This is a genomic window from Pseudomonas sp. FA117, assembly GCF_057370475.1.
Genome location: NZ_CM170675.1, coordinates 4,544,888 through 4,570,777, shown reverse-complemented (window position 1 = coordinate 4,570,777; position 25,890 = coordinate 4,544,888). Strand labels below are relative to the sequence as shown.

Annotated in this window: 24 protein-coding genes; 13 read left to right on the top strand and 11 right to left on the bottom strand. The window is 65.0% G+C overall.

All coding sequences use genetic code 11. The features are described from left to right. Positions 1-5: 5 nt before the first annotated feature. Positions 6-3,074 (top strand): efflux RND transporter permease subunit, encoded by a 3,069-nt coding sequence (locus AC1TXO_RS21120; protein ID WP_486403534.1) that lies wholly within the window; start codon positions 6-8, stop codon positions 3,072-3,074. 9 nt (positions 3,075-3,083) lie between these two features. Here AC1TXO_RS21120 and AC1TXO_RS21115 read toward each other — a convergent pair whose 3' ends face one another. Together AC1TXO_RS21115 and AC1TXO_RS21110 are read right to left on the bottom strand one after the other, a co-directional pair. Beyond that, positions 3,084-3,776, bottom strand: a complete 693-nt coding sequence (locus tag AC1TXO_RS21115; protein ID WP_486403533.1) for a pseudouridine synthase — start codon at positions 3,774-3,776, stop codon at positions 3,084-3,086. A gap of 10 nt (positions 3,777-3,786) precedes the next feature. Next, a complete protein-coding gene (locus AC1TXO_RS21110) occupies positions 3,787-4,008 on the bottom strand; it encodes a cysteine-rich CWC family protein (RefSeq protein WP_486403532.1) in 222 nt (73 codons plus the stop codon). A 225-nt stretch (positions 4,009-4,233) separates the two neighbouring features. Between AC1TXO_RS21110 and AC1TXO_RS21105 the strand changes: the two genes are divergently transcribed. Then, a complete protein-coding gene (locus AC1TXO_RS21105) occupies positions 4,234-4,647 on the top strand; it encodes a hypothetical protein (protein ID WP_486403531.1) in 414 nt (137 codons plus the stop codon). Positions 4,648-4,727: 80 nt separating this feature from the next. Here AC1TXO_RS21105 and AC1TXO_RS21100 read toward each other — a convergent pair whose 3' ends face one another. Further along, positions 4,728-5,834 (bottom strand): enoyl-CoA hydratase/isomerase family protein, encoded by a 1,107-nt coding sequence (locus AC1TXO_RS21100; RefSeq protein ID WP_486403530.1) that lies wholly within the window; start codon positions 5,832-5,834, stop codon positions 4,728-4,730. A gap of 129 nt (positions 5,835-5,963) precedes the next feature. Here AC1TXO_RS21100 and ung point away from each other — a divergent pair, with 129 nt between their 5' ends. Next, positions 5,964-6,656, top strand: coding sequence for a uracil-DNA glycosylase (gene ung, locus AC1TXO_RS21095; RefSeq protein WP_486403529.1), 693 nt, complete (start codon positions 5,964-5,966; stop codon positions 6,654-6,656). Positions 6,657-6,755: 99 nt separating this feature from the next. Here the strand turns inward: ung and AC1TXO_RS21090 are convergent, their stop codons facing one another. From AC1TXO_RS21090 to AC1TXO_RS21070, 5 genes are all read right to left on the bottom strand, one after another. Continuing rightward, complete coding sequence (locus AC1TXO_RS21090) at positions 6,756-7,787, bottom strand: AbrB family transcriptional regulator (RefSeq protein WP_486403528.1); 1,032 nt, start codon at positions 7,785-7,787, stop codon at positions 6,756-6,758. Further along, complete coding sequence (locus AC1TXO_RS21085; RefSeq protein ID WP_486403527.1) at positions 7,780-9,294, bottom strand: tripartite tricarboxylate transporter permease; 1,515 nt, start codon at positions 9,292-9,294, stop codon at positions 7,780-7,782. Before AC1TXO_RS21085 ends, AC1TXO_RS21090 begins: the two co-directional genes overlap by 8 nt. Before the next feature lie 3 nt (positions 9,295-9,297). Continuing rightward, positions 9,298-9,756 carry a tripartite tricarboxylate transporter TctB family protein gene (locus tag AC1TXO_RS21080; protein WP_486403526.1) on the bottom strand — a complete coding sequence of 153 codons (459 nt, stop codon included), beginning with the start codon at positions 9,754-9,756 and terminating at the stop codon, positions 9,298-9,300. Between the two features lie 138 nt (positions 9,757-9,894). Beyond that, positions 9,895-10,875 (bottom strand): Bug family tripartite tricarboxylate transporter substrate binding protein, encoded by a 981-nt coding sequence (locus AC1TXO_RS21075; RefSeq protein WP_486403525.1) that lies wholly within the window; start codon positions 10,873-10,875, stop codon positions 9,895-9,897. A gap of 31 nt (positions 10,876-10,906) precedes the next feature. Continuing rightward, the gene (locus tag AC1TXO_RS21070) at positions 10,907-12,181 is read right to left on the bottom strand and encodes an OprD family porin (RefSeq protein ID WP_486403524.1); all 1,275 of its coding nucleotides are present in this window, start codon (positions 12,179-12,181) and stop codon (positions 10,907-10,909) included. A gap of 202 nt (positions 12,182-12,383) precedes the next feature. Here AC1TXO_RS21070 and AC1TXO_RS21065 point away from each other — a divergent pair, with 202 nt between their 5' ends. Together AC1TXO_RS21065 and AC1TXO_RS21060 are read left to right on the top strand one after the other, a co-directional pair. After that, complete coding sequence (locus AC1TXO_RS21065) at positions 12,384-13,055, top strand: response regulator (RefSeq protein ID WP_486403523.1); 672 nt, start codon at positions 12,384-12,386, stop codon at positions 13,053-13,055. Further along, positions 13,048-14,427 (top strand): sensor histidine kinase, encoded by a 1,380-nt coding sequence (locus AC1TXO_RS21060; RefSeq protein ID WP_486403522.1) that lies wholly within the window; start codon positions 13,048-13,050, stop codon positions 14,425-14,427. The genes AC1TXO_RS21065 and AC1TXO_RS21060 overlap by 8 nt, the downstream gene beginning before the upstream one ends. Positions 14,428-14,445: 18 nt before the next feature. Here the strand turns inward: AC1TXO_RS21060 and AC1TXO_RS21055 are convergent, their stop codons facing one another. Both AC1TXO_RS21055 and ygfZ read right to left on the bottom strand, forming a co-directional pair. Continuing rightward, positions 14,446-15,252 (bottom strand): HDOD domain-containing protein, encoded by an 807-nt coding sequence (locus tag AC1TXO_RS21055; RefSeq protein ID WP_486403521.1) that lies wholly within the window; start codon positions 15,250-15,252, stop codon positions 14,446-14,448. A gap of 57 nt (positions 15,253-15,309) precedes the next feature. Beyond that, positions 15,310-16,251, bottom strand: a complete 942-nt coding sequence (gene ygfZ / locus AC1TXO_RS21050; protein ID WP_486403520.1) for a CAF17-like 4Fe-4S cluster assembly/insertion protein YgfZ — start codon at positions 16,249-16,251, stop codon at positions 15,310-15,312. A gap of 135 nt (positions 16,252-16,386) precedes the next feature. Between ygfZ and AC1TXO_RS21045 the strand changes: the two genes are divergently transcribed. Together AC1TXO_RS21045 and AC1TXO_RS21040 are read left to right on the top strand one after the other, a co-directional pair. After that, positions 16,387-16,641 carry an FAD assembly factor SdhE gene (locus AC1TXO_RS21045; RefSeq protein ID WP_414536045.1) on the top strand — a complete coding sequence of 85 codons (255 nt, stop codon included), beginning with the start codon at positions 16,387-16,389 and terminating at the stop codon, positions 16,639-16,641. Then, positions 16,625-17,080 carry a protein YgfX gene (locus tag AC1TXO_RS21040; RefSeq protein WP_486403519.1) on the top strand — a complete coding sequence of 152 codons (456 nt, stop codon included), beginning with the start codon at positions 16,625-16,627 and terminating at the stop codon, positions 17,078-17,080. The genes AC1TXO_RS21045 and AC1TXO_RS21040 overlap by 17 nt, the downstream gene beginning before the upstream one ends. 36 nt (positions 17,081-17,116) lie before the next feature. On the opposite strand, the gene nadB is transcribed toward AC1TXO_RS21040, so the two are convergent. Beyond that, a complete protein-coding gene (gene nadB, locus AC1TXO_RS21035; protein ID WP_486403518.1) occupies positions 17,117-18,721 on the bottom strand; it encodes an L-aspartate oxidase in 1,605 nt (534 codons plus the stop codon). 434 nt (positions 18,722-19,155) lie between these two features. Here nadB and rpoE point away from each other — a divergent pair, with 434 nt between their 5' ends. From rpoE to lepB, 6 genes are all read left to right on the top strand, one after another. Next, positions 19,156-19,737 (top strand): RNA polymerase sigma factor RpoE/AlgU, encoded by a 582-nt coding sequence (gene rpoE, locus AC1TXO_RS21030; protein ID WP_003252049.1) that lies wholly within the window; start codon positions 19,156-19,158, stop codon positions 19,735-19,737. Between the two features lie 31 nt (positions 19,738-19,768). Further along, entirely contained in the window at positions 19,769-20,359 is a 591-nt protein-coding gene (locus tag AC1TXO_RS21025) for a sigma-E factor negative regulatory protein (protein ID WP_486403517.1), read from the top strand. A 12-nt stretch (positions 20,360-20,371) separates the two neighbouring features. Beyond that, positions 20,372-21,337 (top strand): MucB/RseB C-terminal domain-containing protein, encoded by a 966-nt coding sequence (locus AC1TXO_RS21020; protein ID WP_486403516.1) that lies wholly within the window; start codon positions 20,372-20,374, stop codon positions 21,335-21,337. Positions 21,338-21,541: 204 nt separating this feature from the next. Continuing rightward, positions 21,542-22,942: a DegQ family serine endoprotease gene (locus AC1TXO_RS21015; protein ID WP_486406879.1), complete on the top strand. Its 1,401-nt coding sequence runs from the start codon at positions 21,542-21,544 to the stop codon at positions 22,940-22,942. A gap of 215 nt (positions 22,943-23,157) precedes the next feature. Then, positions 23,158-24,957, top strand: a complete 1,800-nt coding sequence (lepA, locus tag AC1TXO_RS21010) for a translation elongation factor 4 (protein ID WP_486403515.1) — start codon at positions 23,158-23,160, stop codon at positions 24,955-24,957. Positions 24,958-24,962: 5 nt separating this feature from the next. Further along, complete coding sequence (gene lepB, locus AC1TXO_RS21005) at positions 24,963-25,817, top strand: signal peptidase I (protein ID WP_486403514.1); 855 nt, start codon at positions 24,963-24,965, stop codon at positions 25,815-25,817. Positions 25,818-25,890 lie beyond the last annotated feature (73 nt).

Here is a 25,890-nt window from a genome sequence, read left to right as displayed (position 1 = left end):
TCCCGATGGGTTTCAACCTTTCCGCCTGGGCGCTGCGCAATCGCCAGATCGTACTGTTCCTGATGATCCTGCTGGCCGCCATCGGCGCCATGTCCTACACCAAGCTGGGGCAGAGTGAAGATCCACCCTTTACCTTCAAGGCCATGGTCGTGCGTACGCTGTGGCCTGGTGCCACCGCTGAAGAGGTGTCCCGGCAGGTCACCGAGCGCATTGAAAAGAAGCTGATGGAGACCGGCGAGTACGACAAGATCGTCTCGTTCTCGCGTCCGGGCGAGTCGCAGGTCACCTTCATGGCCCGCGACTCGATGCATTCGAATGAAATTCCAGAGCTGTGGTACCAGATCCGCAAGAAGGTCGCGGACATCCGCCACACCTTGCCACCGGAGGTGCAGGGGCCGTTCTTCAACGATGAGTTCGGCACCACCTTCGGCAACATCTACGCCCTGAGCGGCGCAGGTTTCGACTACGCCGTGCTCAAGGACTACGCCGACCGCATCCAGATCCAGCTGCAGCGGGTCAAGGATGTGGGCAAGGTCGAGCTGATCGGCCTGCAGGACGAGAAGATCTGGATCGAGCTGTCCAACACCAAGCTGGCCACTCTGGGCGTGCCGTTGGCCGCCGTGCAGCAGGCGCTGCGCGAGCAGAATGCGGTGAGCACGGCGGGCTTTTTCGAAACCCCCAGCGAGCGCCTGCAACTACGCGTCAGCGGGCGCTTCGACAGCGTCGAGCAGATCCGCCAGTTTCCGATCCGGGTCGGCGACCGCACCTTGCGCATCGGCGATGTCGCCGAGGTCCATCGCGGCTTCAACGATCCACCCGCACCGCGCATGCGCTTCATGGGCGAGGATGCCATCGGCCTCGCGGTCTCGATGAAGGACGGCGGTGACATCCTGGTATTGGGCAAGGCCCTGGAGGCCGAGTTCGCCCGGCTGGCGCACAACCTGCCGGCGGGCATGGAGCTGCGCAAGGTGTCCGACCAGCCGGCAGCGGTCAAGGCCGGGGTCGGCGAGTTCATCCAGGTGCTGGTCGAGGCGCTGGTGATCGTGCTGCTGGTGAGCTTCTTCTCGCTGGGTGTGCGCACCGGGCTGGTGGTGGCGCTGGCAATCCCGCTGGTGCTGGCGATGACCTTCGCGGCCATGCATTACTTCGGCATCGGCCTGCACAAGATTTCCCTGGGCGCACTGGTGCTGGCGCTGGGGTTGCTGGTGGACGATGCGATCATTGCCGTCGAGATGATGGCAATCAAGATGGAGCAGGGGTACGACCGGCTCAAGGCCGCCAGCTACGCCTGGTCGAGCACCGCCTTTCCGATGCTGACCGGCACCCTCATCACTGCGGCAGGCTTCCTGCCGATCGCCACGGCGGCCTCGAGCACCGGCGAATACACCCGCTCGATCTTCCAGGTGGTGACCATCGCCCTGCTCACCTCATGGGTGGCTGCGGTGCTGTTCGTCCCCTACCTCGGCGACCGCCTGCTGCCCGATCTGGCCAAGCGCCATGCCGCGCGCCACGGCGCTGGCGAGCAGGCGCCCGACCCTTATGCCACGCCGTTCTACCAACGCGTGCGCAGGGTGGTCGAATGGTGCGTGCGCCGGCGCAAGACGGTGATACTGCTGACCCTCGCTGCCTTCGTCGGCAGCATCCTGCTGTTCCGCTTCGTGCCCCAGCAGTTCTTCCCGGCGTCGGCGCGCCCGGAGCTGATGATCGACCTGAAGCTGGCCGAAGGTGCTTCGCTGGCCAACACCGCCGAGCAGGTCAAGCGCCTGGAAGCCCTGCTCAAGCAGCAGGACGGCATCGACAACTACGTGGCCTACGTTGGTACCGGTTCGCCGCGCTATTACCTGCCATTGGACCAGCAACTGCCGGCGGCGAGCTTCGCCCAGTTCGTCGTCCTGGCCAAATCGCTCAAGGACCGCGAAGCCCTGCGCAGCTGGGCCATCGCCACCCTCGACCAGGAGTTCCCGCAGCTGCGCTCGCGGGTCACGCGCCTGGAGAACGGCCCGCCCGTGGGGTATCCGGTGCAGTTCCGGGTGACCGGCGAGCACATCGAGAAAGTGCGCGCCCTGGCCCGTGAAGTGGCGGCCAAGGTGCGCGAGAACCCGCACCTGGTCAATGTCCACCTGGACTGGGAAGAGCCGAGCAAGGCGGTGTTCCTGGAAATCGACCAGGACCGCGCCCGCGCGCTGGGGGTCAGTACCGCGCACCTGTCGAGTTTCCTGCAGAGTTCGCTGACGGGAACCACGGTCAGCCAGTACCGCGAGGACAACGAACTGATCGAGATCCTCCTGCGTGGCACCCGCGAGGAACGCAGCGACATGGGCGGCCTGGGCAGCCTGGCGTTGCCCACCGACAACGGCCAGAGCGTGGCCCTGTCGCAGGTGGCCACCCTGGAGTACGGCTTCGAGGAAGGGGTGATCTGGCACCGCAACCGCCTGCCGACCGTGACCGTGCGCGCCGATATCTACGACAAGGAGCAGCCCGACAGCCTGGTCAGGCAGATCCTGCCGACCCTGGAGCAGGTGCGCGAGCGATTGCCCGATGGCTATCTGCTGGAGGTCGGTGGCACGGTGGAAGATGCCCAGCGCGGCCAGCGTTCGGTCAACGCCGGCATGCCGCTGTTCATCGTGGTGGTGCTGAGCCTGTTGATGATCCAGCTGCGCAGTTTCTCGCGCACGGTGATGGTGTTCCTCACCGCGCCGCTGGGGCTGATCGGCGTCACCCTGTTCCTGTTGGTGTTCCGCCAGCCGTTCGGCTTCGTGGCGATGCTCGGCACCATTGCGCTGGCCGGGATGATCATGCGCAACTCGGTGATCCTGGTGGACCAGATCGAGCAGGACATCGCCGCCGGGCTGGACCGCTGGCAGGCGATCATCGAGGCCACGGTACGGCGTTTCCGGCCCATCGTGCTGACCGCGCTGGCCGCGGTACTGGCGATGATCCCGCTGTCGCGCAGCGTGTTCTACGGGCCGATGGCGGTGGCGATCATGGGAGGCCTGATCGTGGCCACGGCGTTGACGCTACTGTTCCTGCCGGCGCTGTATGCAGCGTGGTTCAGGGTGAGGAAGAACGGCTGAAGTCGACTTTCAGACCGCCGCGATTTCTTCGGCGGTCAGTGCCCGGTACGCGCCGGGCGCCAGGCTGGGGTCCAGCTGGATCGACCCCATGCTCTGGCGGTGCAGCCCGATTACCTTGTTGTCGAAGTGGCCGAACATGCGCTTGACCTGGTGATAGCGCCCTTCGACGATCGCCAGCCGCGCAGTGCGCGGGCCGAGGAGGTCGAGGCGGGCGGGCAGGGTGGTGAGGTCTTCGAAGGCGAAGTAGAACCCTTCGCGGAACTTGTCGATGTAATGCACACCGATCTCGTCTTCGGTCTGCACCAGGTAGACCTTCGCCTGCTTGGTGAGCGGCTGGGTCAGGCGGCGTGACCACTGGCCGTCGTTGGTCAGGATCATCAGGCCGGTGGTGTTGTAGTCCAGGCGCCCGGCAATGTGCAGGTCTTCGCGCATTGCCGGCGGCAGCAGGTCGAGCACGGTAGGGTGTTGCGGGTCGCAGGTGGCGCTGACGCAACCGGCAGGCTTGTGCAGCATCAGGTAGCGCGCCGGCCGACCGGCCTGCAGTACCTGGCCATCGACCTCGACCCGGCTGAACGCACGAACCTCGTGCCGGGAATCGGCCACCGCCTCACCGTCCACGTGCACACGGCGCTGCACCACCAGCAGGCGAACCTGCTGGCGATTGTACTGGGGGAAGTTGGCGAGGAATCGGTCGAGGCGCATCCCTGGGGTCTTAAACAGGCTGCCGTTGGTCGGCAGCTTTGAGCTGGTCGTCGACTGCTGCGCAACTGGGGCACAGGCAGGCCTTGTTGCGCAGCGCGTCGGGAAGTGCCTCGAGCACTGCCGCATCGATGCTCACACTGAAGCACCAGCAGGCCTCGGTGGCCGTGCGCGGGTCGGCCAGGCTGCACTGGTTGGCGGCGCCGCAGGCTGGGCAGCGCTGGCTGTCGTTCATCGTGGCTTCCACGGGTGTATGGCTTGAGGCGCGCCAGTATATCTGCTGGTAGCGCTTTTGGCGCTTGCGTCCAATGATACGTATGGATCGCCGTGTCTGTTTCAATTTGTTGCGTAAATGGCACCGGATCCCTGGCGTAGTGTCTGAGTCCATGTCGATCAACGCATTGCGATCGACGCCCGCCAGCGCCGCTGTGCCGGGCAATCAGCGGTCCAGGAGGCCGCCATGTACCCTCGAATCCAGTTGGTCGTTGTGCTTGCCCTGATGACCAGTGCCTGTGCCCCTTATTCGGGAGGCGCAGGCTATTACCGCAGCGAATACTACACCGCCGACCGCTACGCCTATCCCGGTTACTACTACCGTCAGGACCGCTACTATGTGGCGCCGCAGCCGCGCTACTACTACCAGACTGCCCCACGCTACTACCGCCCGGCGCCTGCACCCTATTACCGGCCTTATACACCACCGGTGGTGAACCAGTGGCACGGCAACCCGCGCTATGACTACGGCAACCGCCAGCGCTACGACTACGGGCGAGACCGTGATCGTCATGACTACCGCAGCGGTGGCCGGGATGATCGCTGGCATTCCAATGGGCAAGGAGACCGGGGGCGCGGGGATCGCCACTGGCAGCGGTAACGGGCGACTGCGCTGTGCTCCTTTCGCGGGCAAGCCGGAGCGCAGAACCGCCGCTCTCATCGGTGGGCCACGCGAGAGGATCAGTCCAGATCCGCCAACGGGTGTCGCCCCTCCCAGACCTTGGCGAAATGCGCCTCGACCACCGCCGCTGGCACCTTGTCGATATCCGGCCAGTGCCAGTGCGGCTGGTTGTCCTTGTCCAGCAGGCGGGCGCGCACGCCTTCGCTGAATTCCGGATGTCGGCAGCAGTTCAGGCTCATGGCGTATTCCATCTGCAGCACCTGCGCCAGTGACAGGTAGCGGGCGCGCCGGATCTGCTCCCAGACCAGATGGCCGGTGAGCGGGCAGCCCTCATGCAGGCGTTGACCGGCCTGCGCAAGCAATGGATCGGCGTGTGTTCTCAGCCCGCACACTGCGCGCCAGGCTGCCACCGGATCGGCGACATCGAGCAACTCGTCGATCAGTGCGCGACGCGGCAGCCACTGCGCCTCGGGCAGTTCGCCCCAGGCGCGGTGCTGTTCGGCCTTGAGCAGGCTGCCAAGCTGTAGCGCGGTCTGCTCCTGCCAGTTCAGTTGCAGCAGTTCTTCGATCAACGCTGGTTGCTGCTGCTCGCCGAGGAAACGGTCGGCCAACCCCAGGTCCAGGGCATCGCGCGCATTGAGCGGGGCACCGGTCAGCCCCAGGAACAGGCCCAGCTTGCCCGGCAGGCGGCTGAGGAACCAGCTGGCGCCGACATCGGGATACAGGCCGATGCTGACCTCGGGCATGGCCAGGCGGCTGCTGGGGGTGACGATGCGGATGTTGGCGCCCTGCAACAGGCCCATGCCGCCGCCCAGCACATGGCCGTGCCCCCAGCACAACAGCGGCTTGGGGTAGGTGTGCAGCAGGTGGTCGAGGCGGTACTCGGCGGCGAAGAAGGTCGCTGCCAGGGGCGGCACGCTACCGGGGTGCTCACGGCAGGCCTGGACCAGCGCACGCACATCGCCTCCTGCGCAGAACGCCTTCGGCCCCTCGCCGCGCAGCAGCACGCAGACGATGCCGGGATCGTGCGCCCATTCGCGCAGGCGCGCATCGAGCCGCTCGATCATCGGCAGGCTCAGGGCGTTGAGGGTCTGGGCGGCATTCAGGGTGGCGATGCCGATGCGGGCGCCATCGGCGCCGGTGAGTACCTCGCAATCAATGGACATGGACAACCTCGCGCAAGTCGTCGCACAAGTATGGCTTGCCTGGCCGATCGTGCCTGTCACCGGTCGGAGCGATTGACAAGCGGGGGCGGCTTTCCTAGTGTCGCCCCCATTCTGATTCAGGATTGCTCCATGACCGACGACGATCGCATCAAGCTCGAACCCAGCTGGAAGGCCGCGCTGCGCGCCGAGTTCGACCAGCCCTACATGCACCAGCTGCGCGAGTTCCTGCGCCAGGAGCATGCCGCCGGCAAGGAGATCTATCCGCCGGGGCCGTTGATCTTCAATGCGCTCAACACCACGCCGCTGGACAAGGTGAAGGTGGTCATCCTCGGCCAGGATCCCTACCACGGCCCGGGCCAGGCCCATGGCCTGTGCTTCTCGGTGCAGCCGGGGGTGCCGACGCCGCCGTCGCTGGTGAACATCTACAAGGAGCTGCAGCGCGACCTGAACCTGCCGATCCCCAATCACGGCTACCTGCAGAGCTGGGCCGAGCAGGGGGTGCTGCTGCTCAACACCACCATGACCGTGGAGCGCGCCAACGCCGCGTCACATGCCAAGAAGGGCTGGGAGTTCTTTACCGACCGCATTATCCAGCTGGTCAGCGAGCAGTGCGAGAACGTGGTGTTCCTGCTGTGGGGCGCGCATGCGCAGAGCAAGCAGAAACTGATCGACGGGACCAAGCACCTGGTGCTCAAGTCGGTGCACCCGTCGCCGTTGTCGGCGTATCGTGGTTTCCTGGGCTGCGGACATTTCAGCCGGGCCAACGGCTTCCTGCAGCAGCGCGGGCTGGAGCCCATCAATTGGGCCGTGCCGCCTTTGTAAGGGCTTGCGGTCGGGTTGGTCTCTTTGCAGGCAAGCCTGCTCTCAGCCAGTGGGAGCGGCGGTTCGCCGCTGCGACTTGCCCGCGAAGAGGCCGACCGGTCAATCGCCCTGGCGTACCCAATACCTGAACATCGGTTCTGCCAGAAACAGCACGAACAGCAGCCGCATCACCTGCAGCGCGGTCACCAGCGGCACCGACAGTTGCAGGGTCTCCGCCGTCAGGCTCATCTCGGCAATCCCACCCGGCATCATGCCCAGCGTCAGCGAACGCAGGTCCAGGTGGCTGAACAGGCTCAGCACCCAGGCTGCGCCGCCTGCGATCAGCATGCACAGTGCCGTCGCCACCAGGGTGCGCCCCAGGAATGCCGGCGCACGGCGGAAGAACGCACGGTTGAAGTGGCAGGCCAGGCCGCTGCCGATCAACCACTGGCCGATCTGGCTGGCACCGTTGGGCAAACCGATCTGCAGGTTGCCGGCCAGGCTGATGCTGGCAGCCACCAGCAGGGGGCCGAACAGCCACGGGTTGGGTTGGCGCAGGCGCTGCCAGAGCAGCGCCACGCCAATGCTCAACGGCGCGATCAGTGCCAGCCAACCCCAACTGACGCTGCCGGCATGGTTCAGTGCCACACCATCGCCAAGCAGCAACTTGAACAGCGCCGGCACGCACAGCACGACCGCCAGCACGCGCAGGCTTTGCGCCGCCGCGACCTGGCTGAGCACCGCGCCATTGCGCGCGCCGAGGTTGACCATCTCGCCCGAGCCGCCCGGCATGCTGGCAAAGAACGCCGTGGCGCGGTCTTCACCGGCGCGGCGCAGCAGCCACACGCCGACGCCGCTGGAGACCGTGGTCAGCAGCGCACCGAAGAAGATCAAGCCGAAATGGCTGGCCACCTGCTCGATCACCTCGGGGGTGAAGTGCAGGCCGATGCCGATACCGATGACCCATTGCCCGCACTTGCGGCCGTTGGGGATTTCCGACAACTGCCAGGGCGTGAGGCAGCGCACCGCGATGATCGCCAGCAGCGAGCCGACCATCCACGGCAAGGGCCAGCCGACCTTGCTGGCGATGAAACCGCCAGCAAGTCCGACCAGCCCGGTGGCCCAGAACAGCGGCAACGACCGGTCAGGCATCAGCCATGGCCCGGCGTTGCTGGCTGCGGCGACGCCAGATGCGCAGCAGTGGCAGGCCCAGCATGCAGAACACCAGGGCCCACACGCTCATGCTGATCGGGCTCGACCAGAGGATGCCCAGCTCGCCATTGGAGATCGACAGCGCGCGGCGCAGGTTCTGCTCCATCAGCCCGCCGAGGATGAAGCCCAGCAGGATCGGCGACAGCGGGAAGTCCAGCTTGCGCAGGATGTAGCCCATGATGCCGATACCGACCATCAGGAACAGGTCGAAGGTGGTGGCGTGCACGGCGTAGACGCCGATCGCGGTGATGATCGCGATCACCGGCACCAGCGCCCAGTTCGGCACGGCGAGGATGCGGGTGAAGATGCGGATCATCGGGATGTTCAGGATCACCAGCATGATGTTGGCGATGAACAGCGAGGCGATCAGGCCCCAGACGATGTCCGGCTGCTGTTCGAACAGCAGTGGGCCGGGGGTGATGTTGTACAGGGTCAGCGCGCCGATCATCACGGCGGTGGTGCCCGAACCCGGAACGCCCAGGGTCAGCATCGGCACCAGGGCGCCGCAGCAGGATGCACCGATGGCAGTTTCCGGGGCCGCCAGGCCACGGGCATCGCCCTTGCCGAACTTGCCGCTGGCACCGGCGAGGCGCTTCTCGGTCATGTAGGCCACGGCACTGGCCAGGGTGGCACCGGCACCGGGCAGTACGCCCATGAAGAAGCCGAGCAGGCCGCAACGGATGTTGACGACGAACACCGAGGCCGCTTCCTTGAGGTTGAACAGCATGCGCCCGGTGGCCTTGACCGCCTGGTGGCCGTGATGGGTCTTCTCCAGCAGCAGGAGGATTTCGCTGATCGAGAACAGGCCCAGTACCAGCACCACGAACTGGATGCCGTCGGCCAGGTGCACGCTGTCACCGGTGAAGCGGTATACGCCACTGTTGGCGTCGATGCCCACGGCCGAGAGGAACAGGCCGATCAAGGCGGCAATGAAGGTTTTCAGCGGCTTGTCGCCGGCCATGCCGCCGAGGGCGACGATGGCGAAGACCATCAGCACGAAGTATTCCGCAGGTCCGAAGGCGATCGCCCATTTCGCCAGCAACGGCGCGAACAGCACCATGCCGCAGGTGGCGATGAACGCACCGATGAACGAACTCCAGGCCGACAGCGACAGCGCCACGCCCGCCAGGCCCTGGCGCGCCATGGGGTAGCCATCGAGGGTGGTCATCACGGTCGAGGCTTCGCCGGGGATGTTCAGCAGGATCGAACTGATCCGTCCGCCATACTCGCAGCCCAGGTAGACCGCGGCCAGCAGGATCAGCGCCGACTCTGGCGGCAGGCCCAGGGCGAAGGCGATGGGGATCAGCAGGGCCACGCCGTTGATCGGGCCCAGGCCCGGCAGCAGGCCGACCACGGTGCCGATCAGCGTGCCGCTCAGGGCGGTGACCAGGTTGTAGGGGCTCAGGGCGACGCCGAAGCCCTGGCCGAGGTAGCTCAAGGTATCCATGTGTCAGTTCTCCAGTACGTCGAGCAGGCCGAGGGGCAGGGGGACGTCCATCACCCGGTCGAACAGCCAGTAGAGGAAGATGCTCATGCCCACCACCACGATGGCGCTGTGCAGCCAGCGGCCGCCGTACAGGCGGGCCATGGGCAGGCCGGTGAGCACGGCGCTGAGGATGAAGCCCAGCGGCTCGAAGGTGGCGGCGAAGACGATCAGCAGGCCGATGCAGGCGGCGATCTTGGTCAGGGTCTCGCGGTCCAGTGGCACCTCGTCGTCCTTGTGCACGATGGGTGTCGGACGGATCGCCAGGTACAGCAGGCCCAGGCTCATCAGGCCGAGCATCAGCAGCGGGTAGGCACGCGGGCCTACCGGCTCATAGGAAAACGCCGCCTGGTACGGCCAGGCCATCACCGCGAGGGCGGCGCACACGGCCAGCAGGACCAGGGCGAAGAGACGTTGCAGGATCATGAAGGAATCCTCGATGGAAGCGGCTTTCATGCTTCCCTGTGGGAGCGGGCTTGCCCGCGAATGCGACAGACCAGGCAACGATGCTGCTGCGACTGGCGAATTCGCGGGCAAGCCCGCTCCCACAGAGATCACAGGGGCTTACTGAATCAGGCCGAATTCCTTGGCCAGTGTCTTGTAGTCGGCGACCTGCTTCTTCACGTAGCCATCGAGCTCCTCGCCGGTCATGGCGAACGGAAACAGCTCGCGCTGGTCACGCAGCTTGGCGAAGTCCTCGGAGGCCAGCAGCTTGTCGAAGGACTCCTTCCACCAGGCGTAGTCTTCGTCGCTCACCTTCGGCCCGAGGTAGAAACCGCGCACCACTGGCCAGACGATGTCGTAGCCTTGTTCCTTGGCGGTCGGGATATCCTTCATTTCAGGCTCGTCCAGGCGCTTCTCGGAGAACACCGCGAGGATGCGCATGTTGCCGCTCTGGATGTGTGGCATGGAGTCGGAGATGTCGGTCGAGCCCACCTGGATGTGGCCGCCCAGCAGCGCGGTGGCGATTTCACCGCCGCCTTCCAGGGCCACGTAGCGCAGGTCGCGCGGGTTGATGCCGGCCGCCTTGGCGATCAGTGCAGTCTGCATCCAGTCCTGGCTGCCGACGGTGCCGCCGGAGCCGATCACCACCTTGCTCGGGTCCTTCTTCAGCGCGGCGACCAGGTCATCGAGGGTCTTGTAGGGCGAATCGCTCTTCACTGCGATGGCGCCGTAGCTGGTGCCGACGGCCGCCAGCCATTTCACCGCGTTCTCGTCGAAGCGGCCGAACTTGCCCTGGGCCAGGTTCAGCAGCGAACCGCTGGACCAGGCCACCAGCGTCCCGGCATCGGCCGGGCGCTGGGCGACCACGGCGTTGTAGGCCACCGCGCCGACACCGCCGGGCATGTAGGTGACGCGCATCGGCTTGCTGAGGATCTTCTCCTCGACCAGTGCGCTCTGCACCAGTTTGCAGGTCAGGTCGAAACCACCGCCCGGCGAGGCCGGGGCGATGCATTCGGGGCGTTTCGGTTCGGCTGCCAGGGCGTTGCCGGCCAGCAGCAGGCAGCCGGTGGCCAGGACGAGTCGGCGCAGTGAAAGGTTCATCGTCTATCTCCGTGAGCGTTGTTGTTATGGGTTACCACAGGGCCACGCTGTAGCTGACCAGCAGGCGGACTTCATCGGCATCGCGGGCGAAGTTGGAGCGGAAGGTGGCGTTGCGCAGGCGCACTGCCACGTTCTTCAGCGGCCCGCTCTGTACCACGTACTTGAACTCGGTGTTGCGTTCCCACTCCTTGCCCTCGCTGCCATCGGCGCGGCTGACGTTGTCGCCACTGAGGTAGCGGGTCATGAAGGTCAGGCCGGGGATGCCCAGGGAGGCGAAGTTGTAGTCGTAGCGCACCTGCCAGGAGCGTTCGTCGGCGCCGGCGAAGTCGTTGATCTGGACGAAGTTGACCAGGTACGGATCGGCGCCGTCGAGGTAGGGGAAGGCGCTGTCGCCGGACAGGTGCTGGTAGGCGGCGCTGACCTTGTGGCCGCTGAGCGCGTAGCTGAGCATGCCGTTGAAGGTGGTGTTGTCGATCTTGCCGGCCAGGGCCTTGCCCTGTTCGTCACTTTTCGACAGGCGCAGGTCGGCGCCGAAGGTGCCCGGCCCCCAGGGCTGCGTGGCGACCATGCCGACGAAGTGCTGGCGGTAGATGTCGTCGAGCTGGGCGAAGTGGTAGCTGCCGGTGATGCGGTCGGTGAACTTGTAGTCCAGGCCGCCGAGGTCGAAGTGGTCGGCGCGGAACGTGCCGCCGAAGCGGCCGTTCTTGTTGTTCAGCGCCAGGTCTTCCCAGTTGGTGTCGTCGCGGTCCTTGGCCTTCTCCAGGCGCCCGCCGGTGAAGGTCAGGTTCTTGATCTCGCGCGAGGTGAGCAGGCCACCTTCGAAGGTCTGCGGCAGGATGCGCCCGTCGTTGGGCTGCACGGTCGGCAGTTCCGGGATCAGCGTGCCGACCTTGAGCTCGGTCTGCGAGATCCTGACCTTGCCGGTCAGCCCGAGCTTGGAGTATTCGTTGGCGGCCTTGCCGTCGTCATGGGTCGGCAGCAGGCCGGTACCGGTGCGGTCCTTGCTGGAGTCGAGCTTGATGCCGAGCATGCCCAGGGCGTCGAGGCCAAAGCCCACGGTGCCGTCGGTGTAGCCGGATTCGAAATTGAGCATGAAACCCTGGGCCCACTCGTCGCGCTTGGACTGCTGCGAACTGGTGCCATCGCGGAAGTCGCGATTGAAGTACATGTTGCGGGTTTCGAAGGTGGCCGTACTGTCTTCGAAGAAGGCGGCCTGGCTCATCGGGGCAACGCCGGCAAGGGCGATGGCGCTGGCGAGCGTGGAAGGGCGGGCGGAAAGGGACCGGCTGGGCTGCATTGACAGCATCGTCGTCTGACTCCGTTTTATTGTTCTTATTCGTTGCACCTTGCTGGTGCTTTTTTCGGCGCGTAGGGCGACCGTGGTGCGATGCTAGGTAACGAACCTTTCGCTAACCTTTCAGCGTGAAAGGTTTGTTACAAGGGGCTTCACAGCGTCGGCGACGGCGGTACACTCCGCGCCACCGCCCAACCCGAGCAGGGAGAATCCAATGCGTGTGCTGCTGGTCGAAGACCACCTGCCGCTGGCTGAAAGCGTGGCCCAGGCCCTCAAGAGCCATGGCCTGACCGTGGATGTACTGCACGACGGCGTCGCTGCCGACCTGGCCCTGGCCAGTGAGGACTACGCCGTTGCCGTGCTCGATGTCGGCCTGCCGCGCATGGACGGCTTCGAGGTGCTGGCACGCTTGCGCGCGCGCGGCAAGACCGTACCGGTGCTGATGCTCACCGCGCGCAGCGACGTCAAGGACCGCGTCCATGGCCTGAACCTGGGCGCCGACGACTACCTGGCCAAGCCCTTCGAGCTCACCGAACTGGAGGCGCGGGTCAAGGCCCTGCTGCGCCGCAGCGTGCTCGGTGGCGAGCGTCAGCAGCGCTGCGGGCCGCTGGTCTACGACCTCGATACCCGGCGCTTCTCGCTCGGCGAAGATCCCCTGACACTGACCTCGCGCGAGCAGAGCGTGCTCGAGGCACTGATCGCCCGTCCCGGACGGGTGATGAGCAAGGAGCAGCTGGCCGCCCAGGTGTTCGGCCTGGACGAAGAGGCCAGCCCCGACGCCATCGAGATCTACATCCATCGCCTGCGCAAGAAGCTCGACGGCCACCCGGTGGCCATCGTCACCTTCCGCGGCCTGGGCTACCTGCTCGAGCACCGCGATGCGTGACAACGGCAGCCTGCGCGGGCGCCTGCTCGGCAACCTGGCGCTGCTGCTGGTGGTGCTGATGCTGGCCAGCGGCCTGAGCGCCTACTGGAACGGTCGCGAAGCCGCCGACACCGCCTACGACCGTACCCTGCTGGCCTCGGCGCGAACCATCGCCGCCGGCCTCTCCCAGCGCGACGGCACGCTCAGCGCCGATGTGCCCTACGTGGCCCTGGACACCTTCGCCTACGACAGCGCCGGGCGTATCTACTACCAGGTGCTGGACATCCACCAGAAGCTGATTTCCGGCTACGAGAAGCTGCCGCCACCGCCGCCGGATACGCCACGCACCGATGACTATCCGGCGCTGGCCCGTTTCTACAACGCCACCTACCTGGGTCAGGACGTGCGCGTGGTCAGCCTGCTCAAGGCGGTGAGCGAACCGAACATGAACGGTATGGCCGAGATTCGCGTGGCCGAGACCGAAGAGGCGCGGGTCAGCATGGCGCGAGGGTTGATGGCCGACACCCTGCTGCGCCTGGGCATGCTCGCGCTGGGTGCATTGGTGATGGTGTGGTTTGCCGTCAGTGCCGCCCTGCGCCCCCTGGAGCGCCTGCGCACGGCGGTGGAGGAGCGCCAGCCCGACGATCTGCGCGCCTTGCCGGTGGTGCAGGTGCAGCATGAACTGGGGCCGCTGGTGCGCGCCCTGAACCACTTCACCGAGCGCCTGCGCGGGCAGTTCGAGCGCCAGGCGCAGTTCATCGCCGACGCCGCCCACGAGCTGCGTACCCCACTGGCGGCGCTCAAGGCGCGGGTCGAGCTGGGGCTGCGCTCGCATGAGCCGCAGGAGTGGCGCAAGACCCTGGAGTCCGCCGCCCAGGGCACCGACCGCCTGACCCACCTGGCCAACCAGCTGTTGTCGCTGGCACGCGTGGAAAACGGTGCGCGGGCGATTGCCGAGGGCGGCGCCCAGCGCCTGGACCTCAGCCAGCTGGCCCGCGAGCTGGGGCTGGCCATGGCGCCGCTGGCCCACGCCCGCGGGGTCGCCCTGGCGCTGGAGGCCGAGGCCCCCGTGTGGCTCAAGGGCGAGCCGACCTTGCTCAACGAGTTGCTCAGCAACCTGGTGGACAACGCCCTGGCACATACCCCGCAGGGCGGCAACGTGATCCTGCGCGTGCTGGCGCCCGCCGTGCTGGAAGTCGAGGACGACGGCCCGGGCATTCCCGAAGATGACCGCGAGCGCGTGTTCGAGCGCTTCTACCGACGCAGCGTGCAGGGCAGCGGGCTGGGGTTGGCGATCGTCGGGGAGATCTGCCGGGCGCACCTGGCGCAGATCAGCCTGCACGACGGTGACAACGGCGGCTTGAAGGTACGGGTCAGTTTCATCGCCGACTGAGCGGCGCCGCCGCGGCTGTCAGCGCAGCATGCTCCGTGCCTCGACCAGTTCGATCAGGTCCAGCTCCTTGCCTTCCGGCAGGCGCAGCAGCTGGTAGGCGGGCAGGGTGGTCAAGGGCTGGTCGCGCCCGCGCAGGCTCAGGGCTCGGGCGATCTGGACGATGCCGATGTAGTCGATCTTGTCGGTCTCGCGCTCCAGGTCCTGGACCTGGCTGGGCAGGTTGGCCAGTTGCTCGGGGAAGTCCCAGGCGCCGAGGATCTTGTCGCCCAGCACCGGCTGGATCTGCTCGATCACGTAGTTCAGGCAAATCGGGTCCGACAGCAGCTCGTTGTGCTCTTCGGCGTAGATCAGCACCGGCAGGGCGCCGATCTGGTGCACCAGGCCGCCAAGGGTGGCCTGGTCGGGTTTGAGATGGGTGTAGCGTCGGCAGATTTCGTAGCTGATGCCCGCTACTTCAAGGCTGTTTTCCCAGATATCGCGCAACTTCCTTTCCACCGCCGGCGAGCGGGCATGGAAGATCTGCTCGATCACCAGGCCGATGGCCAGGTTGCAGCTGTAGTTGACGCCCAGGCGGGTGATGGCGGTGTGCAGGTCGGTGACTTCCACCAGCGCCCGTAGCAACGGGCTGTTGACCACCTTGATCAGGCGCGCCGAGAGGGCGGCATCGCGACCGATCACGCGGCTCAAGGCGGCCACGCTGATCTCGCTGTCTTCGGCGGCTTCGCGGATGCTCAGGGCAACCTCGGGCAGCGTGGGCAGGACCAGGTCGTCGTTGTCGATGGCAGCGAGCAATTGCGCTTGAACCATCTCGGCCAGCTTGTTCATGGACTTCTCTACCGCAGTGGTGGGGCGGCCCCGCGCAGTAGCGGCGGGGCAGGCTGGTCAGCGCTGGATTTCTCGGTCGCGGTCCAGTTCGTAAGGCAGGTCGAGCAGGGTCAGGCGTGGACCTTCGAGACTACCCAGGTGCAGGTTGTCGTCTTCCACCGAGTCTGCGCTAAGCACTGCCAGCAGTTCGACACCCTGCTCGGCGGGTGCCGCGATGACCACCTCGCCGACCGACGAGCCGTGGGTGGGCGAGAAGATCTCTGCACCCGGTGCGGGCACTTCGTCCAGGGGCAGCGAGAGGCGATACTGGCGACGCTTCAGCTTGCCCAGGTACTGCATGCGCGCAACGATTTCCTGGCCGGTATAGCAGCCCTTCTTGAAGCTCACGCCATCGACCGCCTGCAGGTTGATCATCTGTGGGATGAACAGTTCACGGGTCGGCCCCATGACCTGGCCGATACCGGCACGGATCTGGCCCAGCAGCCAGGCGTCCAGGGGCGCTTGCGCCAGTGTTGCGGCAAGTTTCTCGCCGATGGCCGCAGCCTGTTCGGCCGGCACCCACAGCTCCACGCGCGCGGGCGAGACGGCGATGGCAATCAGCCCCTCATGGCGCTCGGTGGCGCCGGCAGCCTGTGGCACTGCAAGGCCCAGCGCCTGCAGTGCGGCATCGCCCTGCTGCAGGCCGAAACGCGCCCAGGCGGCGCTTTCGTCGGTCAGCGTGGCCTTGGAGAACACCGCGTATTTCTTCAGGTCCGCCAATTGCGCATCGAGCAGCTCGCTGGCCATGGCCAGTAGATAGCCATTGCCTTCGGGGAGGATGCGGAAGCTCGATTGCATGCGCCCCTTGACCATGCAGCGGGCGCCAAGGCTGGCATGCTCCAGGCTCAGATAGTCGAGGTTGCAGGTCAGCTGGCCTTGCAGGAACTTGCCGGCATCGGAGCCGCGGACGGCGAGGATGCCCTCGTGGGACAGGGGACAGAAGAAAGCGGAGTCGGCCATGGGTCATCGCGGTAGCTATAAAGACTGGCGGCCATCATAGAACGCCGGTAACAAAATAGGTAGGTGACTAGACCAATGCCTCGTGCCGCTGCGTTTGCGTCGCGGTATACTGCGCGACCATTCGAGGAGGGCCCCATGGTCGAACAAACTGAACTCAACCGGCTTTTCTGGCACAGCCGCCGCGGCATGCTGGAGCTGGACGTGCTGCTCGTCCCCTTCACCCAGGAGGTCTACCCGAGCCTGAGCGAAGCCGATCGCGAGCTGTACCGGCGCCTGTTGACCTGCGAAGACCAGGACATGTTCGGCTGGTTCATGGAGCGCAACGAATCCGAAGACCCTGAGCTGCAGCGCATGGTCCGCATCATCCTGGACCGTGTCCAGCCCAAGTGAGTGCTTCGAGTGCCGTTGGCAAGGCTCGCGCCTGCTGCTGACGGCCTACCTTGTCGGGCAGGTGCTGGTATTCGTCACCCTGTGGTCCGCCGCCGCGCCCTGGTGGCTGGCGACCTGCCTGCAGATGGCCTGCCTTGCCCACGCCCGTTGGCTGATCCCCCGCCGTATCCTGCTTACCCATCCCGATGCCGTGACCGGCCTGCGTCGCGATGCGCGCGGCTGGCAGGTGTTCAGCCGTGCCTGTGGCTGGGAGCGGGTGAGGCTGTGTCGCGACAGCGTGGCATTGCCGGCGATGGTGGTGTTGCGCTTCGTCCGTGAGGGCCGGCGTGTTGCCTGCAGCCAATGCATCCCCAGGGACGCGCTGGGGGTGGACGAGCATCGGCGGCTTCGCGTGCGCTTGAAGTTCAGCCGCCGGCGATGGGTGATGGCCGGCGGCTGAAGCCCCCGGCCTGCGTATGACCGATCGGTGCGCAGTTCAGCTCGGGCTCAGCACCGTATCCCTGGCCTCATCCAGCATCCCCGGATAATCCAGTGTGTAGTGCAGCCCGCGGCTCTCCTTGCGCTGCATGGCCGAGCGGATCATCAATTGCGCCACTTGCGCCAGGTTGCGCAGCTCGATCAGGTCGCGGCTGACCTTGTAGTTGCTGTAGAACTCGTCGATCTCGTCGAGCAGCAGGCGCACCCGGTGTTCGGCTCGCTGCAGGCGTTTGCTGGTGCGCACGATGCCGACGTAGTCCCACATGAAGCGCCGCAACTCGTCCCAGTTGTGCGCGATGATGACGTCCTCGTCCGAGTCGGTCACCTGGCTGGCGTCCCAGCAGGGCAGGGCCTGGGGCCGTTGCACCTGGTCCAGGTGCGCCTCGATGTCGGCTGCGGCGGCGCGTCCATAGACGAAGCATTCGAGCAGCGAGTTGCTGGCCATGCGGTTGGCACCGTGCAGGCCGGTGAAACTGGTTTCGCCAATGGCGTAGAGGCCAGGCACGTCGGTGTGGCCGCGGTCGTCGACCACCACGCCGCCACAAGTGTAGTGCGCCGCCGGTACCACCGGGATGGCCTGGCGGGTGATGTCGATGCCGAAGGTCAGGCAGCGCTCGTAGACGGTGGGGAAGTGGCTCTTGATGAACTCCACGGGCTTGTGGGTGATGTCCAGGTACACGCAGTCCACGCCCAGGCGCTTCATTTCATGGTCGATGGCACGGGCGACGATGTCCCGTGGCGCCAGTTCCTCGCGCGGGTCGAAACGCGGCATGAAGCGCTCGCCGTTGGGCAGGCGCAGCAGCGCACCTTCGCCGCGCAGGGCCTCGGTGATCAGGAAACTCTTGGCCTGGGGGTGGTACAGGCAGGTCGGGTGGAACTGGTTGAACTCCAGGTTGGCGACCCGGCAGCCGGCACGCCAGGCCATGGCGATGCCATCGCCGCAGGCGCCGTCGGGGTTGCTGGTGTACAGGTAGACCTTGGCCGCGCCGCCTGTGGCCAGTACCGTGAAGCGAGCGCCGAAGGTGTCCACCTCGCCGCTGTTGCGGTCCAGCACGTAGGCGCCCAGGCAGCGATCACCGGGCAGGCCCAGGCGCCGTTCGGTGATCAGGTCCACGGCCACGCGCTGTTCGAGCAGTTCGATGTTCGGGCGCTGGCGCGCCTGCTCCAGCAGGGTGGTGAAGATCGCCGCGCCCGTTGCGTCGGCGGCATGGATGATGCGCCGATGGCTGTGCCCGCCCTCGCGGGTGAGGTGGAACTCGAATCCGCCGTCGTCGACGCCGTGGTGGTCGTCACGGGTGAAGGGCACGCCTTGCTCGATCAACCATTCGATGGCCTCGCGGCTGTGCTCGACGGTGAAACGCACGGCGTCTTCATGGCACAGGCCGCCACCGGCGTTGAGGGTGTCCTCGACGTGCGACTGGACCGTATCGGTATCGTCCAGCACTGCCGCGACCCCACCCTGGGCCCAGAAGGTCGAACCATTGGCCAGGTCGCCCTTGCTCAGCACGGCGATGCGCAGATGGCCGGGGAGGTTGAGTGCCAGGCTGAGACCGGCGGCACCACTGCCGATCACCAGGACATCATGTTGGAATTGTTGGCTCATGTCGGGACACTGGTAACTAGTGAAGGGGGGCGGCACAATAGCCCTGCGCATATGGCATTGTGAAACTATCGTGAAACCTGCCGGGATGCCTTTATAGCAGCCCCGGGGCGATGATTTCCAATGGCGGTTGCACGGGCCGATCGCTTTGCGGGAACTTTCCGGCACCCCCGGAAATCCTAAGAAGGCTGCCCGTCTGCCGCGATTGCCAAGGCGACGCAGGGCGGCAGCTCTATCCGGGCTGACACCTGTGTATTCGAAACACCGATTATCGACGCAGCCGGCTGCGACCGCGCTGTGTCTTTTTCGTGCGAGCCGACCAGAGGCCGCAGGAAACTTGCTTGGAGGGGAGAACTTTTGCGCAAAGCCCGAGTCTATGGTTGCAAGCCTGAACGATGGCTGTCGCAACGCTCCTTTGAGTTCACTGAGGAGTGTTCATGCTAACCCAGGAAGAGGATCAGCAGCTTGTCGAGCGCGTGCAGCGTGGTGACAGGCGAGCGTTCGATCTGTTGGTGCTGAAGTATCAGCACAAGATTCTCGGGTTGATCGTGCGTTTTGTACACGACACCCATGAAGCGCAGGACGTGGCGCAGGAAGCCTTCATCAAGGCCTACCGTGCGCTTGGCAACTTTCGCGGCGACAGTGCGTTCTACACGTGGCTGTACCGCATCGCCATCAACACGGCGAAGAACTACCTGGTGTCCCGTGGAAGACGGCCACCAGACAGCGATGTGAGCTCCGAGGATGCGGAGTTCTACGACGGCGATCATGGTCTCAAGGATCTCGAGTCCCCAGAGCGCTCGTTGTTGCGGGATGAAATCGAAGGCACTGTCCATCGCACCATCCAGCAACTGCCCGAAGACCTGCGTACGGCACTGACCCTGCGCGAGTTCGACGGACTGAGTTACGAAGACATTGCCAGTGTCATGCAATGTCCGGTGGGTACCGTGCGCTCTCGAATCTTCCGCGCTCGGGAGGCCATAGACAAAGCCCTGCAGCCTCTGTTGCAGGAAACCTGAGACAGCGGCGACAGCCAAGAGAGGAACCGCCATGAGTCGTGAAGCTTTGCAGGAATCGCTGTCCGCGGTAATGGATAACGAAGCGGACGAACTGGAATTACGTCGCGTGCTGAACGCGGTCGATGATGCCGAAACCCGTGCCACCTGGTCGCGTTACCAGGTAGCCCGCGCAGCCATGCACAAGGAACTGCTGCTGCCCAACCTCGACATCGCTTCGGCCGTTTCCGCCGCCCTGGCTGACGAAGCCGTGCCGGTCAAGGCCAAGCGTGGCCCGTGGCGCAGCATCGGGCGCCTGGCGGTTGCCGCTTCGGTGACCGTCGCCGTGCTGGCAGGCGTACGCCTGTACAACCAGGACGAAATCACCGGTGCGCAGCTCGCTTCGCAGCAACCGGTCCAGCAGGGCATCACTGTGCCTCAGGCCCAGGGCCCGGCCGTGCTGGCAGGCTACAGCGAGAGCAGCGAGCAGGCGACCGGGCCGATGGCCAACGGTGTGCTGCAGAACCAGGCCGGCTGGGACCAGCGTCTGCCGGGCTACCTGCGCCAGCATGCCCAGGAGTCTGCGCTCAAGGGCAGCGAAACCGCCCTGCCTTACGCTCGCGCTGCCAGCCTGGAAAACCGCTAAGTAAGGAGGATCATGCGCGCGCTACCTCTCCTGCCGCTGCTTCTGTGCAGCTGCATGGCGGTGCCGGCATTGGCAGCCAACTCCTCGCCCGAGGCGAGCGAGTGGCTGAACAGGCTGGCACGGGCCGAGCAAGAGCAGAGTTACCAGGGTTCCTTCGTCTACGAACGTAACGGCAGTTTCTCTTCCCACGACATCTGGCATCGCGTCCAGGGCGCAAGTATCAGCGAGCGGCTGCTGCAGCTCGATGGCGCCGCCCAGGAAATCGTGCGGGTCGATGGCAAGGTGCAGTGCGTCAGTGGATCCCTGGTCAGCGGCGTCGGTGCTCCGCCCGATTCCGCCCCGCGTGTGCTCGATCCCCTCAAGCTGATGAGCTGGTACGACCTGAGCGTGGCCGGCAAATCGCGCGTCGCCGGGCGCGATGCAGTGATCGTCAGCCTCACCCCTCGTGACCCGCACCGCTATGCGTTCGAATTGCACCTGGACCGCCGCACCGGCCTGCCGCTGCGGTCGTTGATGCTCAACGACAAGGGCCAGTTGCTCGAGCGTTTCCAGATGACGCGGCTGGACACCGATGACACCCCCACCGATCGCGACCTGCAGCCCAGCGCTGCGTGCAAGCCGGTGCAGCCTGTGGCCGCGGCGAAATCCGAAACGGTTGCCGGCTGGCGCTCCGACTGGCTGCCGCCGGGTTTCGAACTGGTCAACAGTGCGGTGCGTCGGGACCCCGAGCGCAACAGCACGGTCAGCAGCCTGATGTATGACGATGGCCTGGCACGCTTTTCGGTGTTCCTCGAGCCGCTCAAGGACGATGGCGGTACCGACACCCGTGTGCAGCTCGGGCCGACCGTTGCCGTCTCGCGGCACCTGAACACGCCGAAGGGCAAGGTCATGGTCACGGTGGTGGGGGAAATCCCGCTGGGTACGGCCGAACGCGTGGCATTGTCGATGCGCGCCCAGGATGTCCAGGCACGGCAATGACCGTCCGAGACCTTTCCTACAGGTCGCCGGGCTCGCGGCTGACATGAAATTAAAGCATTGTCATTTGCAATCAACTGGTAAATTTTCTATAGGTCAGACTCCCTGGAGTCTGGCCTTTCCTGCATCTGCAGGGGCCCTTCTGCTAACTACGCTCGTTGTGACGGGAGCCGTATGTCAATACCACGCTTGAAATCCTACCTCTCGATGTTCGCCGCCGTGCTGATGCTCGGCCAGGTGCTCACCGCCCAGGCCGAGGAAGCCCTGCCGGACTTCACCACCCTGGTCGAGCAGGCCTCGCCGGCGGTGGTCAACATCAGTACCAAGCAGAAACTGCCGGATCGTCGCGTCGCCGCCGGCCAGATGCCCGACCTCGAGGGCCTGCCGCCGATGTTCCGCGAGTTCTTCGAGCGCAACATGCCGCAGCAGCCGCGCTCCCCACGTGGTGATCGCCAGCGCGAGGCGCAGTCGCTGGGTTCGGGCTTCATCATCTCAAGCGACGGTTATGTGCTGACCAACAACCACGTGGTTGCCGATGCCGACGAGATCATCGTCCGCCTGTCCGACCGCAGCGAGCTGCAGGCCAAGCTGGTCGGCACCGACCCGCGCACCGACGTGGCCCTGCTGAAGGTCGACGGCAAGAACCTGCCGACCGTCAAGCTGGGCGATTCGGAGAAGCTCAAGGTTGGTGAGTGGGTACTGGCCATTGGTTCGCCGTTCGGCTTCGACCACTCGGTGACCAAGGGCATCGTCAGCGCCAAGGGCCGTACGCTGCCCAACGACACCTACGTGCCGTTCATCCAGACCGACGTTGCGATCAACCCCGGCAACTCCGGTGGCCCGCTGTTCAACATGAAAGGTGAGGTCGTGGGCATCAACTCGCAGATCTTCACCCGTTCCGGCGGCTTCATGGGCCTGTCGTTCGCCATTCCGATCGACGTCGCGATCGATGTCTCCAACCAGTTGAAGAAAGACGGCAAGGTCAGCCGTGGCTGGCTCGGCGTGGTGATCCAGGAGGTCAACAAGGACCTGGCTGAATCCTTCGGCCTGGACAAACCAGCCGGTGCGCTGGTGGCCCAGGTGCTGGAAAACGGTCCGGCGGCCAAGGGCGGCCTGCAGGTAGGTGACGTGATCCTGAGCATGAACGGCCAGCCGATCGTCATGTCCGCCGACCTTCCGCACCTGGTCGGCGGCCTGAAGGATGGCCAGAAAGCCAAGCTCGAGATCATCCGCGAAGGCAAGCGCCAGACCCTCGACGTCACCATCGGCGCGCTGCCTGAAGACGACGCCGACATCGGCACCGGTGGCCAGGCGGGCGCTGAACGCAACAGCAACCGCCTGGGCGTGTCGGTCGCCGACCTCAGCGACGAGCAGAAGAAGTCGCTCGAACTCAAGGGCGGCGTGGTCATCAAGGAAGTCCAGGATGGTCCGGCGGCGCTGATCGGCCTGCGTCCGGGCGATGTCATCAGCCACCTGAACAACCAGGCGATCGGCTCGGCCAAGCAGTTCACCGAGATCGCCAAGGACCTGCCGAAGAACCGCTCGGTGTCCATGCGCGTGCTGCGCCAGGGCCGTGCCAGCTTCATCACCTTCAAGTTGGCTGAATAAGCTGAGTGAAATGTAGGAAAGGGCAGCTTCGGCTGCCCTTTTTCATGAGCATGTCATGGTTTTCTATGGGAATATCAGGGCATGACGCGAAGCCAGCGCGCATTTGCGGGGGCGGGTGGCGACAGAGGAATCTCCCATATCCCTTCGGGTTCAGGTACAATTCCCGGCTATTTTTCCGCGGGCGTCCGGCTCGCAGCCTTTTCGAGTGTTGACCCGTGAGTGATTTGAGTCATATCCGCAATTTCTCCATCATCGCCCACATCGACCATGGCAAGTCGACGCTGGCCGACCGTTTCATCCAGATGTGCGGTGGCCTGTCGGCGCGCGAGATGGAAGCCCAGGTCCTCGATTCCATGGACCTCGAGCGTGAACGCGGTATCACCATCAAGGCCCACAGCGTCACCCTGCATTACAAGGCGCAGGACGGCAAAACCTACCAGCTGAACTTCATTGATACCCCCGGCCACGTCGACTTCACCTATGAAGTCTCGCGTTCGCTGGCGGCGTGCGAGGGCGCGTTGCTGGTGGTCGATGCCGGCCAGGGCGTCGAGGCGCAATCGGTCGCCAACTGCTACACCGCCATCGAGCAGGGACTGGAAGTCATGCCGGTGCTGAACAAGATGGACCTGCCCCAGGCCGACCCGGACCGTGTCAAGGACGAGATCGAGAAGATCATCGGCATCGACGCCACCGACGCCGTGGCCTGCAGTGCCAAGAGCGGCATGGGCGTGGACGAGGTGCTCGAGCGCCTGGTGCAGACCATCCCCGCGCCGACCGGTGAGATCGATGCCCCGCTGCAGGCCCTGATCATCGACTCCTGGTTCGACAACTACCTGGGCGTCGTGTCGCTGGTGCGTGTGCGCCAGGGCCGCGTGAAGAAGGGCGACAAGATCCTGGTCAAGTCCACCGGCAAGGTGCACCTGGTCGACAGCGTCGGCGTATTCACCCCGAAACACACTGCCACTGCCGACCTCAAGGCCGGTGAAGTGGGCTTCATCATCGCCAGCATCAAGGACATCCACGGTGCGCCGGTCGGTGACACCCTGACCCTGTCCTCGACCCCCGAGGTCGAAGTGCTGCCGGGCTTCAAGAAGATCCAGCCGCAGGTCTACGCCGGCCTGTTCCCGGTCAGTTCCGACGATTTCGAGGACTTCCGCGACGCCCTGCAGAAACTGACGCTCAACGACTCGTCGCTGCAGTACATGCCGGAAAGCTCCGATGCCCTGGGCTTCGGCTTCCGTTGCGGCTTCCTCGGCATGCTGCACATGGAGATCATCCAGGAGCGCCTGGAGCGCGAATACGACCTGGACCTGATCACCACCGCGCCGAGCGTGATCTACGAGCTCGAACTCAAGACCGGCGAAACCATCGTCGTCGACAACCCCTCGAAACTGCCTGACGTTTCGGCGGTTGCAGACTTCCGCGAGCCGATCGTCACCGCGACGATTCTTGTGCCGCAGGAGCACCTGGGCAACGTCATCACCCTGTGCATCGAGAAACGTGGCGTGCAGCGCGACATGCAGTTCCTCGGCAGCCAGGTGCAGGTGCGCTACGACATGCCGATGAACGAAGTGGTGCTGGACTTCTTCGACCGTCTCAAATCCACCAGCCGCGGCTACGCTTCGCTGGACTATCATTTCGATCGCTACCAGTCGGCCAACCTGGTCAAGCTGGACGTGCTGATCAACGGCGACAAGGTCGATGCCCTGGCATTGATCGTGCACCGCGACAACGCGGCCTACAAAGGCCGTGCGTTGACCGAGAAGATGAAGGAACTGATTCCTCGGCAGATGTTCGACGTGGCGATCCAGGCAGCTATCGGCGGCCAGATCATCGCGCGGACCACTGTCAAGGCGCTCAGAAAGAACGTACTGGCTAAATGCTATGGCGGTGACGTCAGCCGTAAGAAGAAACTGCTGGAGAAGCAGAAGGCCGGTAAGAAACGCATGAAGCAGGTGGGTAACGTGGAGATTCCACAGGAAGCCTTCCTCGCTGTGCTCAGGTTGGATAGCTAGGTCCTATGTCGCTAAATTTCCCGCTGTTGCTAGTCATCGCCGTAGCCGTCTGCGGCCTGTTGGGTCTGATCGATCTGCTGTTCCTGGCCCCGCGCCGGCGGGCGGCTATCGCCAACTACCAGGGCAGCGTCAGCCAGCCCGAGGTCGCGGTGGTCGAGCGCCTGAACAAGGAGCCGTTGCTGGTCGAGTACGGCAAGTCGTTCTTCCCGGTGCTGTTCATCGTGCTGGTGCTGCGCTCGTTCCTGGTCGAACCCTTCCAGATCCCGTCGGGTTCGATGAAGCCGACCCTGGAAGTGGGCGACTTCATCCTGGTGAACAAGTTCTCCTACGGCATCCGCCTGCCGGTGATCGACAAGAAGGTCATCGAAGTCGGTGATCCGCAGCGCGGGGACGTCATGGTGTTCCGCTACCCGAGCGACCCGAACGTCAACTACATCAAGCGTGTGGTCGGCTTGCCGGGCGACCGGATCCGCTACACCAACGAGAAGCACCTGTACGTCAACGACCAGCTGGTCGCCGAGCAGCTGGTCGGCACCGAAGCCGGATCGCTGGGCAGTGCCGAGCTGTACAAGGAAAAACTGGGCGAAGCCGAGCACCTGATCCGCAAGGAGATGAGCCGCTATCGCATGCCGCCTGACCAGCAATGGACAGTGCCGGCCGGTTACTACTTCATGATGGGCGACAACCGCGACAACTCCAACGACAGCCGTTACTGGGACGATCCGAGCATCCCGCGCGAGCTGCAGGGCATGGTCCCGGACCGCAACATCGTCGGCAAGGCCTTCGCGGTCTGGATGAGCTGGCCGGAGCCCAAGCTCAGCCACTTCCCCAACCTGTCGCGGGTCGGCTTGATCCATTGATACCCCTCGGCGCTGTCCCACACAGCGCCGAATGCATTTCTGACATAGGCTGTGTTCTCAGGGATGGGTAAAT

Excerpts from the sequence above, each read along its gene's own strand:
- nadB (WP_486403518.1), bottom strand. The coding sequence starts at position 18,721 with ATGAGCCAACAATTCCAACATGATGTCCTGGTGATCGGCAGTGGTGCC.
- AC1TXO_RS21120 (WP_486403534.1), top strand. The coding sequence starts at position 6 with ATGGGTTTCAACCTTTCCGCCTGGGCGCTGCGCAATCGCCAGATCGTA.
- AC1TXO_RS21115 (WP_486403533.1), bottom strand. The coding sequence starts at position 3,776 with ATGCGCCTCGACCGATTCCTCGCCAACTTCCCCCAGTACAATCGCCAG.
- AC1TXO_RS21060 (WP_486403522.1), top strand. The coding sequence starts at position 13,048 with ATGCGTGACAACGGCAGCCTGCGCGGGCGCCTGCTCGGCAACCTGGCG.
- AC1TXO_RS21100 (WP_486403530.1), bottom strand. The coding sequence starts at position 5,834 with ATGTCCATTGATTGCGAGGTACTCACCGGCGCCGATGGCGCCCGCATC.
- AC1TXO_RS21025 (WP_486403517.1), top strand. The coding sequence starts at position 19,769 with ATGAGTCGTGAAGCTTTGCAGGAATCGCTGTCCGCGGTAATGGATAAC.
- AC1TXO_RS21105 (WP_486403531.1), top strand. The coding sequence starts at position 4,234 with ATGTACCCTCGAATCCAGTTGGTCGTTGTGCTTGCCCTGATGACCAGT.
- ung (WP_486403529.1), top strand. The coding sequence starts at position 5,964 with ATGACCGACGACGATCGCATCAAGCTCGAACCCAGCTGGAAGGCCGCG.
- rpoE (WP_003252049.1), top strand. The coding sequence starts at position 19,156 with ATGCTAACCCAGGAAGAGGATCAGCAGCTTGTCGAGCGCGTGCAGCGT.
- AC1TXO_RS21070 (WP_486403524.1), bottom strand. The coding sequence starts at position 12,181 with ATGCTGTCAATGCAGCCCAGCCGGTCCCTTTCCGCCCGCCCTTCCACG.
- AC1TXO_RS21085 (WP_486403527.1), bottom strand. The coding sequence starts at position 9,294 with ATGGATACCTTGAGCTACCTCGGCCAGGGCTTCGGCGTCGCCCTGAGC.
- AC1TXO_RS21020 (WP_486403516.1), top strand. The coding sequence starts at position 20,372 with ATGCGCGCGCTACCTCTCCTGCCGCTGCTTCTGTGCAGCTGCATGGCG.
- AC1TXO_RS21110 (WP_486403532.1), bottom strand. The coding sequence starts at position 4,008 with ATGAACGACAGCCAGCGCTGCCCAGCCTGCGGCGCCGCCAACCAGTGC.
- AC1TXO_RS21055 (WP_486403521.1), bottom strand. The coding sequence starts at position 15,252 with ATGAACAAGCTGGCCGAGATGGTTCAAGCGCAATTGCTCGCTGCCATC.
- AC1TXO_RS21080 (WP_486403526.1), bottom strand. The coding sequence starts at position 9,756 with ATGATCCTGCAACGTCTCTTCGCCCTGGTCCTGCTGGCCGTGTGCGCC.
- lepB (WP_486403514.1), top strand. The coding sequence starts at position 24,963 with ATGTCGCTAAATTTCCCGCTGTTGCTAGTCATCGCCGTAGCCGTCTGC.
- AC1TXO_RS21045 (WP_414536045.1), top strand. The coding sequence starts at position 16,387 with ATGGTCGAACAAACTGAACTCAACCGGCTTTTCTGGCACAGCCGCCGC.
- AC1TXO_RS21075 (WP_486403525.1), bottom strand. The coding sequence starts at position 10,875 with ATGAACCTTTCACTGCGCCGACTCGTCCTGGCCACCGGCTGCCTGCTG.
- AC1TXO_RS21065 (WP_486403523.1), top strand. The coding sequence starts at position 12,384 with ATGCGTGTGCTGCTGGTCGAAGACCACCTGCCGCTGGCTGAAAGCGTG.
- ygfZ (WP_486403520.1), bottom strand. The coding sequence starts at position 16,251 with ATGGCCGACTCCGCTTTCTTCTGTCCCCTGTCCCACGAGGGCATCCTC.
- AC1TXO_RS21090 (WP_486403528.1), bottom strand. The coding sequence starts at position 7,787 with ATGCCTGACCGGTCGTTGCCGCTGTTCTGGGCCACCGGGCTGGTCGGA.
- AC1TXO_RS21015 (WP_486406879.1), top strand. The coding sequence starts at position 21,542 with ATGTTCGCCGCCGTGCTGATGCTCGGCCAGGTGCTCACCGCCCAGGCC.